General features: G+C 76.3%; 8 protein-coding genes and 1 riboswitch. Of the genes, 7 read left to right on the forward strand and 1 reads right to left on the reverse strand.

Annotated features, from left to right (window positions below):
* Positions 1 to 385: 385 nt before the first annotated feature.
* Complete coding sequence (locus M0638_RS12490; protein ID WP_248667327.1) at positions 386 to 1747, reverse strand: APC family permease; 1362 nt, start codon at positions 1745 to 1747, stop codon at positions 386 to 388.
* 267 nt (positions 1748 to 2014) lie between these two features.
* Here M0638_RS12490 and M0638_RS12495 point away from each other — a divergent pair, with 267 nt between their 5' ends.
* From M0638_RS12495 to M0638_RS12525, 7 genes are all read left to right on the forward strand, one after another.
* The gene (locus M0638_RS12495; RefSeq protein ID WP_248667328.1) at positions 2015 to 3109 is read left to right on the forward strand and encodes a 2OG-Fe(II) oxygenase; all 1095 of its coding nucleotides are present in this window, start codon (positions 2015 to 2017) and stop codon (positions 3107 to 3109) included.
* 276 nt (positions 3110 to 3385) lie between these two features.
* Positions 3386 to 4252 (forward strand): alpha/beta hydrolase, encoded by an 867-nt coding sequence (locus tag M0638_RS12500; protein WP_248667329.1) that lies wholly within the window; start codon positions 3386 to 3388, stop codon positions 4250 to 4252.
* Between the two features lie 72 nt (positions 4253 to 4324).
* Positions 4325 to 4538: riboswitch (cobalamin riboswitch) on the forward strand.
* Between the two features lie 279 nt (positions 4539 to 4817).
* Positions 4818 to 5252: a DUF1636 domain-containing protein gene (locus tag M0638_RS12505; RefSeq protein WP_248667330.1), complete on the forward strand. Its 435-nt coding sequence runs from the start codon at positions 4818 to 4820 to the stop codon at positions 5250 to 5252.
* Between the two features lie 45 nt (positions 5253 to 5297).
* Positions 5298 to 6350, forward strand: a complete 1053-nt coding sequence (gene cobW / locus M0638_RS12510) for a cobalamin biosynthesis protein CobW (protein ID WP_248667331.1) — start codon at positions 5298 to 5300, stop codon at positions 6348 to 6350.
* 175 nt (positions 6351 to 6525) lie between these two features.
* Positions 6526 to 6726, forward strand: coding sequence for a type II toxin-antitoxin system VapB family antitoxin (locus M0638_RS12515; protein WP_248667332.1), 201 nt, complete (start codon positions 6526 to 6528; stop codon positions 6724 to 6726).
* A 7-nt stretch (positions 6727 to 6733) separates the two neighbouring features.
* On the forward strand, positions 6734 to 7126 hold the full coding sequence (gene vapC, locus M0638_RS12520) for a type II toxin-antitoxin system VapC family toxin (RefSeq protein ID WP_248667333.1): 393 nt from the start codon (positions 6734 to 6736) through the stop codon (positions 7124 to 7126).
* A 51-nt stretch (positions 7127 to 7177) separates the two neighbouring features.
* Positions 7178 to 10870, forward strand: coding sequence for a cobaltochelatase subunit CobN (locus M0638_RS12525; RefSeq protein WP_248667334.1), 3693 nt, complete (start codon positions 7178 to 7180; stop codon positions 10868 to 10870).
* Positions 10871 to 11132 lie beyond the last annotated feature (262 nt).

Here is an 11132-nt window from a genome sequence, read left to right on the forward strand (position 1 = left end):
GCGGCGCGGCACGGCCAAGCCCCTAAGCAGGCTTGCGCAGCCTGCGCCACGGATGGAAGTCGGCGAAGGCAGGCTGCGCAAGCCTGCTCGGCCATTCGTCCATGCGCAAACCTCCAGAGGGCTCTGCCGGCCTGGGCGGGTGGTCGATCGGGTGGGCCGCCCGGCAGACGCGACCGTCGGCATCCGGACGACCGGCCGCCCGTTCCTCAGACCGGTCTCGCGGCGGATGCGGTGGCCCGAGCCGCCGAGGCACGCGGCGAAGCGCGGGCCGGGCCGACGGCGGCACGCGGCCGCGCCGGCGGCGGGCGTGGCGGGCAGGCGTGCCCTGCGCCGCGCCGGCCGCGATGCGGCGTCGCCGGCCGGGAGGCGCCCGGATGCCCCATGGTCAGGCCGTCCGCGCCGTCGTCCGGGGCCGCATCAGCGCGTAGAGCGCGAGGATCGCCACGAGGATCGCGCCCGCCATCGCCGGCGCCCGCCAGTCCCCGCCCGCCACGCGGTTGAACAGCAGCGCGCCGCAGACCAGCGCCCCCAACACCGGCACGAAGGCCGGCACCTCGAAGCCGCCGCGCGGCTCGCCCGGGCGCCGCTGGAGCACCACCAGCGCCATGTTGACGATCATGAACACGGTCAGCAGCAGCAGCACCGTGGCCGAGGCGAGCTGGCCGATGTCGCCCGCCAGCATCAGCGCCACCAGCAGCACGAACAGCACGGCGACCGCGACGTGCGGCGTGCGGGTCGCCGGGTGCACCCGCGCCAGCGGCTTCGGCAGCAGCCCGTCCCGCGCCATGCCGTAGGCGAGACGGGAGGCGGTGACGTAGTTCAGCAGCGCGGTGTTGGCCACGGCGAAGATGGTGATGGCGATGTAGGCCCAGCCCGGCAGCCAGGGCGCCGCCCGCGCCGTGACCGCGGCGAGCGGCGAGGGGGCGCGCGCCAGCTCCGCGTAGGGCACCACCGAGACGGCGGTGACGGCGACGGCCATGTAGAGCACCGTCGCCGCCAGCATGGCGCCGACGATGCCGATCGGCACGGTGCGGGACGGGTCGCGGCACTCCTCGGCGACGTTCAGGCTGTCCTCGAAGCCGATGAAGGCGAAGAAGGTGAGGATGGCGCCGGAGAGCAGCATGGTGGCGGTGATGCCGTCGGGCGAGGGAACCTCCAGCAGGTCCACCGAGCCCCAGTAGGGGAGGCCGACCAGGATCACCAGCACGAGGCCGAGGAATTCCACCGCCGTGCAGACGATGTTGGCCGCCATGCTCTCGCGGATGCCGCGGAACACCAGCCCGCCCACCAGCATCAGGAAGCCGAGCGCCACGATCACCGGCGGGACGCCCACCGGGAACAGCGCCAGCAGGTTCACCGCCACCACGCGCGACTGGGTGGCGACCGAGGTGAGGCCCGAGGCCATCACCGCCAGCCCCACCGTCCAGGTCAGCAGCCGCATGCCGTAGGCGCGCTGCGTGACGTAGGCGGCGCCCCCGGCGCGCGGGTAGCGCGAGCCGAGCGAGGCGTAGGACAGCCCGGTCAGCAGCGCCGCCACCATGGCGACCGCGAAGCCGAGCCAGACGGCGTTGCCGAGATCGCCCGCCGCCCGCCCCACCAGCCCGTAGATGCCGGCGCCGAGCATGCCGCCCAGCGTGTAGGCGAAGAGCTGGAACGGACCGATCGCCCGGTGCAGCGCGTGCTGCCCGTCCTGCGCGCCCGCCGGCATGTCGGGCGGCACTCCGCCCCGATCGACTGCATCCGACATCGAAAGACCCTCCCGGCCCCGCCTCGGTGCCGTGCGCCGCCCACCCCGCCCGCCGGACCGGTGCCGGCCGTGGGCGCGTCGGCGGCACGACGATCCGGCACCCGATCATGGCCCAGACGCGACGCTTCCGATCCGGTTGCGCGCGACTCCCGGATCGTCGCGCGGGCGACGGAATTCCTCTTGGCGAGGCGCGTGGGAACGCGTCATCCTTCGCCACTATAAATTGTTATATATTAACTTCACGCAACCCGAGGTCGTGTTTTGGAATTGCAGAACACCCTGGTTCCCGGCGATCCGGCCCCCTGGTTCGCCACCACGACCGTCGGGGGAAAGCGCCTTTCCTTCGACGGCCTCGCCGGCCGCTACGTGCTGCTGGCCCTCCTCGGCTCCCTGTCGCACCCGCCCTGCGCCGAGGCGATGGAACGGCTCCGCCGGGCCGGGCAGGACCTGTTCGCGGACACCGACCGTGCCGTCGCCTGCGTGGTGCTGACCGCGCCGGACAGGGCGCCGGGCGCGCGGGAGCCGGCCGGGGAGGGGCCGACGGTACTGCTCGACTCCAACCTCGCGATCAGCCGCCGTTACGGCGCGCTCGGCCCGGCGCCGGGCGACGGGGAGCCGGTCTACACGCCCCTCGCGCTGCTCCTCGACACGGCGCTACGCGTGCTGGAGGTGGCGCCGATCGACGCGCTGGAGCGGCTGCTGCACCGCCTCGCCGCCCTGCCGCCGCCGCACGAGGGCGCGGTGCCGGCGCCGGTGCTGGTCGTGCCGGGCGTGTTCGAGCCGGAATTCTGCCGCGACCTGATCGCGCGGCACGCGGCGGGGGGCAGCGTGCCCAGCGGCTTCATGCGCGAGGTCGGCGGCCGCACCGTCGAGGTCCACGACCCGAAGTTCAAGGTCCGGCGCGACCACATGGTCGAGGACGCACCGACGCAGGGCCTGCTCGGCACCCGGCTGAGCCGCTTCCTGGTGCCGATGATCCGCCGCGCCTTCCAGTTCACGCCGACACGCATCGAGCGCTACCTGATCGCCTGCTACACGGCCGAGGAGGGCGGGCATTTCCGCGCCCATCGCGACAACACCACCCGGGGCACGGCGCACCGGCGCTTCGCGGTCTCGATCAACCTCAACGACGGGTTCGAGGGCGGCGACCTGCGCTTCCCGGAATTCGGCCCGCGCCTCTACCGCGCCCCGCCCGGCGGGGCGGTGGTGTTCTCCTGCACGCTGCTGCACGAGGCGACGCCCGTGACCGCCGGCCGCCGCTACGCCTTCCTGCCCTTCCTCTACGACGAGGAGGCGGCGCGCATCCGCGAGGCCAATCGCGGCTTCATCGGCCCGGCGGAAGACAGGCCGGCGGCGGGATAGGCCGGCGGCGGGGTGGGCTGGCGGCGGGGCGGGCAGGGCCGCCGCCCGGCCCTTCCCGGCGTGATGCCGGGATGCCGATCCCCGCAAGGTCGGGCCCCGCCCATCCTGGCGGGCCGACCGGCCAGCCGCTATCACGCGCGCCGGGGCCGTCACGCGCCACGCGCGTCGGGGCCGTCACGCGCCACGGGCCGTCGCGCGACGCGCGCCAAGGGCCGCGACGCGCCGAGGCGGCCGTGCGGCGACGCGGCGCGTGCGGGGGAGCATCGAGGAGGCACCATGCCGGATTTCGCCGGGGCGGCGCGGGCGGCGCCGGAGCAGTACGAGCGCGACTACAACCCGCGCGCCGCGGTGCCGGACTTCCAGTCCTTCACCGATGCCCGGATGCCGCTCAACGAGCGGGCCTGGCGCGAGGCGCGCTCGGCGGCCGACATCCCCTACGGCCCGCATCCGCGCCACCGGCTGGACCTCTACCGCGGCGCCGGCGACGGCCCGCGCCCCGTCCACCTGTTCTTCCACGGCGGCTACTGGCGCGGCGGCGACAAGGCCAATTTCGGCTATCTCGGGGCCGCCCTGGCCGCCCAGGGCATCACCACCGTGATTCCCAGCTACGCGCTCTGCCCCGAATCCAGCCTCGACGCGGTGGTGGAATCCGCCCTGCTGGCCTTCGGCTGGGTGATGCGGCACGTCGGGGCGCATGGCGGCGATCCCGCGCGGGTGGGCCTCTCCGGCCATTCCGCCGGGGCGCATCTGGGGGCGGCGATCCTGTGCGAGGGCGGCGCGCTGGTGCCGCCGGGGGCCGCGCTGCGCGGGGCGACGCTGGTCAGCGGCATCTACGATCCCGCGCCCGCCCTGCACGCCCGGGTGAACGCGGAGATCGGCCTCGACCCCGGGGTGGCCGCGCGGCGCAACTACGAGGGCCGCCCGTTGCAGATCCCCTGCGCGGTCGAGGTGCTGGCGGGCGGCGACGAGCCGGACGCCTGGATCGACCTCTCGCGGCGCTACGCGGCGGGGCTGCGCCGGCTCGGGCACGAACCCGGCTTCCGGGTGCTGCCGGGGCTGCACCACTTCGGCATCCTGGACGAGTACCGCGCGCCGGGCACCGCCCTGCGCCGCGCCGTCGCCGCGCATCTCGGCCTCGGCTGACCCCCGCGCCCGCGAGGCGCTCCCGGCCGGCCGGAGGCTCCGGTTGCGGTTGACAGCGCGCCGCGCCGCCCCCTAGCTGCCGGGCACGATGGTCCTTCCGGAAGGAAGGTGAAAAGGGAACGCGGTGCGGGGTCCGCCCCAAGGCCGCGGCTGCCCCCGCAACTGTTGGCGGAGAGCATCCCGCCGCTCGGCCACTGGGAGACGCCCCGCGCGGGGCAGCCCGGGAAGGCTGGCGGGAGGCGCCTGATCCGCGAGCCAGGAGACCTGCCATCGCCACAGGATCGCGCGGCCGGGCGGGGTGCCCCGGTGGCGGCGGTGCCGGCCTGCCCGGGCCTCGGCGCGGGCGGCAGGCGTCGACCTCGGTGCCAGGGGCGCCGGGGCGGTCGGCATCCCGTGCCCGCGCATCCGTGCCCACGTCACGGCGCGCCCATGGAAGACCGGAATGCCGGACACCGCCATGCCTCCTGCCGGCATGCCCCCCGCCGGCATGCTCCCGACCGGCATGCTCCCCGCTGGCGCGCCCCCCGCCATGCCCCCTGCCACGCCCCCTGCCGGGCTTCCGGCCATGGCGCCGGCCGGCGACGCGGCACCGCCCGATCCGCCGGCCTGCACGCTGCTGGTCTGCGTCACCTGCCGCGCCGGCCGCGCCCTGGCCGAGGGCGAGGCGCCGCCCGGCCGCATCCTGCACGACGCGCTGGCCGGGCACCTCGGCGCCCTGGCGACGGCGCCCGTCTCGCTGCGCCCCGTCACCTGCCTCGCCGCCTGCGACCGCGGCTGCGCCGCCGTGCTCGCCGCCCCCGGCAAGTGGAGCTACCTGCTCGGCCATCTCTCGCCGGCGCTGGCCGGGGACCTGATCGCCTACGGCGCGGCCTATGCCGCGCACGCCAGCGGCGCGGTGCTGCCTTCGCGACGCCCCGCATCGCTGCGGAGCGTCGTGCTCGGGCGCATCCCGGCGCTGCCGCCGGCCGACCCGTCCCCCGCCGCCATCCCCGCGCGCTGAACGCCTCCCGCCACCCCGGCCGCCAGCCCCATCGGAACCCGCCCCATGTCCGACACCGTCGAGAAGATCCCCGCCACCATCGTCACCGGCTTCCTCGGCGCCGGGAAGACCACGCTGGTGCGCCACCTGATGCGCCACGCCGACGGCCGCCGCATCGCCATCATCGTCAACGAGTTCGGCTCGCTCGGCATCGACGGCGAGCTGCTCAGGAGCTGCGGCATCCCGGGCTGCGAGGAGGACAACATCGTCGAGCTGGCGAATGGCTGCCTCTGCTGCACCGTCGCCGACGAGTTCCTGCCCACCATGCAGGCCCTGCTGGACCGTCCGCAGCCGCCCGAGCACATCCTGATCGAGACCTCCGGCCTCGCCCTGCCCAAGCCGCTGCTGAAGGCGTTCAACTGGCCCGGCATCCGCTCGCGCGTCACGGTGGACGGGGTGGTGACGGTGGTGGACGGCCCCGCCCTCGCCGCCGGCCGCTTCGCCGACGATCCCGAGGCCGTCGCCGCCCAGCGCGCCGCCGACCCCTCGCTCGACCACGACAACCCGCTGGCCGAGGTCTACGAGGACCAGCTCGCCGCCGCCGACCTCGTGGTGCTGAACAAGGCCGACCTGCTGGACGAGGCGACCGCCGGCCGCCTGCGCAGCGAGATCGGCGCCGCGACGCCGCGCGCGGTGAAGGTGGTGGCGGCGCGCGAGGGGCGGCTGGATCCGGCCGTGCTGCTCGGCCTCGGCGCGGCGGCGGAGGGCGACCTCGACGCCCGTCCCTCGCATCACGACGCCGAGGACGGCGCGCACGAGCACGACGACTTCGAGAGCTTCGTCCTGCCGCTGCCCGAGACGGACTCGCCCGAGGCGCTGCTCGACCGCCTGGCCACCCTGGCCGAGACGCACGACGTGCTGCGCATGAAGGGCTTCGCCTCGGTGCGCGGCAAGCCGATGCGCCTCGTGGTGCAGGGCGTGGGCGGCCGCTTCACGCAGGGCTACGACCGCCCCTGGCGCCCCGGCGAGGCGCGCGAGGGCAGGCTGGTGGTGATCGGCGAGACCGGGCTGGACCGGGAGGCCATCGCGGCGGCCGTTGGGGCGGCGGTGGTGGGGTAGAGGACAGCCGTGGCGGTGCGTCTGACGCGCCCGTCTGACGCGCCCGTCTGGCGCGGCGGACGCTCCGCCGCCGCGCAGCCCCGGTGGAAGTGCAAGGCACCCCAGGCGATTCCGCCCTCGCATCGTCCACAGCGATGTGTATAACGATGTCTCGACGTACACATCGAGGCGGCCGATGCGGACCAATATCGAGATCGACGAGGCGCTGATCGCGGCCGCGATGGCGGCCACCGGCCAAACCACGAAGCGTGCCACCGTGGAGGAGGCGCTGCGCCGGGTGGTCGACGCCCATCGCCGGCGCCAGGCGGTGCAGGAGATGGCCGGTCTGGGCTGGGACGGCGATCTGGAGGCGATGCGGCGCGGCGTGGCCCCATGATCGTCGGGTGATCGTCGTCGATTCCTCGGTCTGGATCGCCAACCTGCGCGCGCTGCCGCACGAGGCGGTCCGTTGTCTCCACGAGCCGGCGGTGCTGGAGGATGTGCTGGTAGGTGATATCGTGCTGACCGAGGTCCTGCAGGGCGCCCGCGACGAGCCGCACGCCGCACGGATCGAGCGGAGCCTGCGGCAATTCCCGGTCGTCCCGATGCTCGGCGAGGCGCTGGCGCCGGATGCGGCCCGTCACTACCGACGGATGCGCGGCGCCGGCCGTACCATGAACAAGCTCGCGGACCTGCTGATCGGCACCTACTGCATCGCGCATGGCCACGCGCTGCTGCATTGCGACGCGGATTTCGACGCGATGGAGGCGGTATGCGGGTTGCGGGTCCTGCGTTGAACCGCCCCTCGAACCGCCGGCCGCGCGGCTGGTGGACGGGAGCGTAGCACCTTGCATCTGCTGGTCCGCGAGACGCGCACGCTGGACGAGGCGGCGGCGGCCGAGGATCTCGGCCACGACCCGGCCGACCTCGTCCTGCTCTCCTTCTCCGACGGCGACCTCGCCGCCGCCGCCGCCGCCTGGGAGGCGATGCCGGCGCCGTCGCGGCCCTCGCTGCGCCTCGCCAGCCTGGCGCGGCTGCGCCACCCGATGTCGGTGGATCTCTACGCCGAGTCCGTGCTGTCGCGCGCCCGCTGCGTGGTGGTACGGCTGCTCGGCGGGCTCGACTACTGGCGCTACGGCGCCGAGGAGGCCGCCGCCCTCTGCCGCCGCCGGCGCATTCCGCTCGCCCTGCTGCCCGGGGATGGCGCGGATGACGAACGCCTGCGCGACCTGTCCACTGTCGCCCCGGCGTACCGGTCGCGCCTCGCCGCGCTGCTGCGCGCCGGCGGCCCCGGCAACCTCGCCGCCGCGCTGCGCCTCGCCGCGCATCTCGCCGGGCTGGGGCCGGACGACGCGGCCGAACCGGCGCCGCAGCCGGAATTCGGCCTGTACGATCCGGCCGATGCCGCCCCGGCCGCGTCCACCGGCATGCCGGACGACGCCCCGGCCGCCACCCCGGCTGCGGCTTCCGTCGCGGCCTTCGCCGCAGGCTCCGTTCCGGACCCCGCCGCGGCGCCCGTCGCTGCCATCGTCTTCTACCGCTCGCACCTCGCCGCCGGTGACACCGCCCCGGTCGCGGCCCTGGCCACGGCGCTGCGGGCGCGTGGCCTCGCCCCCCGCGCCCTGTTCGTCGGCAGCCTGAAGGACCCGGCCGCCGCCCGCTTCGCCGCCGACACGCTGCGCGCCTGGCGCCCCGCCGTGGTGCTGAACCTCACCGGCTTCTCCGCGCGGCGCGACGACGCTTCCGGCAGCCCGCTCGACGCCGCCGACGCCCCGGTGCTGCAACCCGTGCTCGCCGGCAGCGCCCGCGAAGCCTGGGCCGCCTCGCCGCGTGGGCTCACCGCGGCGGACCTCGCCATGCAGGTGGTGTTGCCCGAGCTGGACGGCCGGCTGCCGGCCCCGGCCATCGCCTTCAAGGCGGAATCCGACCCCATCCCGGGCCTCGACCACGCCCGCACCGTGCTGCGGCCCGACCCGGATGGCATCGCGCTGACCGCCGACCGCGCCGCCGGCTGGGCGCGCCTCGTCGGCACGCCGAGGTCGGCGCGCCGGCTCGCCCTGGTGCTGTCCGACTATCCGGGCGCCCAGGGACCAGGTACCCAGGGACCAAGCGCCCAGGGACCAAGCGCCCAGGGACCAAGCGCCCAGGGACCAAGCGCCCAGGGGCCGCGTACCCAAGGGCCGGGAGTTCGGGGGGCGGACGTCCAGTGCCCGGGCGACGCCGGTCTCGGCACCCCGGCGACGGACGCCGCGCCCGCGACCGGCGGGCAGGTCGGCCACGCCGTCGGCCTGGACAGCTTCGCCAGCCTCGCCGCCATCCTCGGCACCCTGCGCGCCGCCGGCTACGACACGGGCGCGCCGGCCGGGGACAGGGCCGCACCCGGCCCGGACCGGGCCACCATGCCCGACGCCGCCGCCCTGACCCACGCCCTCGCCCTCGCCCCGCCCGCGCCCACCCTGTCCCTCGCCCGCTACCGCGCCCTGTTCGCCACCCTGCCCACCGCCCTGCGCGATGCCGTCACCGCCGCCTGGGGCGAGCCGGACGCCGACCCCGCCTGCGCCGACGGCGCCTTCCGCCACCGCCACCTCGCCCTCGGGCGCCTCACCCTCGCCGTGCAGCCCGACCGCGGCACCGCCGCCGACCGGCGCGCCAGCTACCACGACCCCGACCTGCCGCCGCGCCACGCCTATCTCGCCTTCTACCTCTGGCTCCGCGACGAGGCCGGCATCCACGCCATGCTGCACCTCGGCACCCACGGCACGCTGGAATGGCTGCCCGGCAAGGCGACGGCGCTCTCCGCCGACTGCGCCCCGGCGGCGCTCGCCGGCGGGCTGCCGGTGGTCTACCCCTTCATCGTCAACAACCCCGGCGAGGCCGCCATCGCCCGCCGCCGCCTCGGCGCCGTCACCATCGGCCACCTGACGCCGCCGCTGCGCGCCGCCGGCAGCCACGGCGAGGCCGCCACGCTGGAGCACCTGCTCGACGAGTACGCCGCCGCCGACGGGCTGGACCGCCGCCGCGCCGCCCTGCTGCGCCGGGAGATCCTCGACCGCGCCGCCGGCTCCGGCCTGCTCGACGAATGCGGCGCCACGCCCGACCTGCCCGACATCGACGCGCTGGCGAAGCTCGACGCCTGGCTCTGCGACGTGAAGGAGCTGCAGATCCGCGACGGGCTGCACGTCTTCGGCACCCCGCCCGCGCCGGAACGCCGCGCCGCCCTGCTCGACGCGCTGCGCCGCACCAGCCCGGCCGTCCCGCCCGAAACCCTCGCCGCCCGCCTCGACGCCTGCGCCGGCGCCGAGCGCGCCGCCCTGCTCGCCGCGCTGGACGGGCGCTTCGTCGCCCCCGGCCCGTCCGGCGCGCCCAGCCGCGGCCGCGCCGACGTGCTGCCCACCGGCCGCAACCTCACCGGCATCGACCCGCGCGCCGTGCCCACCCGTTCCGCCCTGGTCCTCGCCGAGCGCGCCGCCGCCGAGCTGCTGCGCCGGCATCGCCAGGACCATGGCGAGTGGCCGCGCGCCCTGGTGCTCGACCTCTGGGGCAGCGCCACGCTGCGCACCGGCGGCGAGGAGCTGGCGCTGGCGCTGCTGCTGCTCGGCGTGCGCCCGGTCTGGGACGAGGGCTCGGCCCGCGTCTCCGGCATCGAGGTGCTGCCGCTCGCCGTGCTGGACCGGCCGCGCGTGGACGTCACGCTCCGCGTCTCCGGCCTGTTCCGCGACGCCTTCCCGGCGCAGATCGCCCTGTTCGACGGCGCCGTGCGCGCCGTCGCCGCGCGCGACGAGGCGCCCGAGTGGAACCCGCTCGCCGCCGCCGCGCGCGGCCTGGACGGCGAGGCGCTGCGCCGCGCCACCACGCGCGTCTACGGCGCCGCCCCCGGGCAGTACGGCACCGGGCTGGAGGACGCGCTGCGCCGCGCCGCGCCCGAGGGCGATACGAGCCGCGACGCGCTCGGCGCCGCCTACCTCGCCGGCTCGGCCGCTGCCTACGGCCAGGGGCTGGACGGCGCGCCCGACCCCGCCGGCTTCGCCGCCCGCGTCGCCGCCGCCGACGCCTTCCTGCACGTGCAGGACCACGCCGAGACCGACCTGCTCGAAGGCCCCGGCCACGCCGCGCACGAAGGGGGCTTCGCCGCCGCCGCCGCCAGCCTCGGCGGCGCGCCCACCCTGTACCACGCCGACACCTCCCGCCCCGATGCGCCCCGCGCCCGCACGCTGGCCGAGGAGATCGCCCGCGTCGCGCGCGGCCGCGCCGCCAACCCGGCCTGGCTCGCCGGGCAGATGCGCCATGGCTACCGGGGCGCGGCCAACATCGCCCTGGCGCTGGAGGGGCTGCACGCCTTCGCCGCCACCGCCCCGCTGCGGCTGGACCGGCAGTTCGACCTGCTGTTCGACGCCACGCTGGGCGACGCGGCGGTGGACCGCTTCCTGCGCGAGCGGAACCCGGACGCCCACGCCGCCATGCGCGGCCGCTTCGCCGAGGTGTTGCGCCGGGGGCTGTGGCGGCCGCGACGCAACGCGGTGGCGGAGGCGCTGGGGGGATGAGGGCCGGCACCCGGGGGCGCCTGCGGGGAAGGCTGCGCCTTCCCCGGACCCCATCCGCGCAGGGAGGGCTTTGCCCTCCCTGGAACCCTCCCACCAGGAACCTCAGGTTCCTGGACCTCCGCTGGCGTTTGGCCTCGCCGGTGGAAGCGTCGGGGCTGAAAATCGAACGGGGGGTTCCAGGGGGGCTTCGCCCCCTGGCGGGGATACCCAAGGGGCGGCGCCCCTTGGCTGGGGGTGCGGGGGCGGAGCCCCCGCCGCCCTG

Source organism: Roseomonas acroporae (assembly GCF_023223525.1).
Taxonomy (GTDB): domain Bacteria; phylum Pseudomonadota; class Alphaproteobacteria; order Acetobacterales; family Acetobacteraceae; genus Roseomonas_E; species Roseomonas_E acroporae.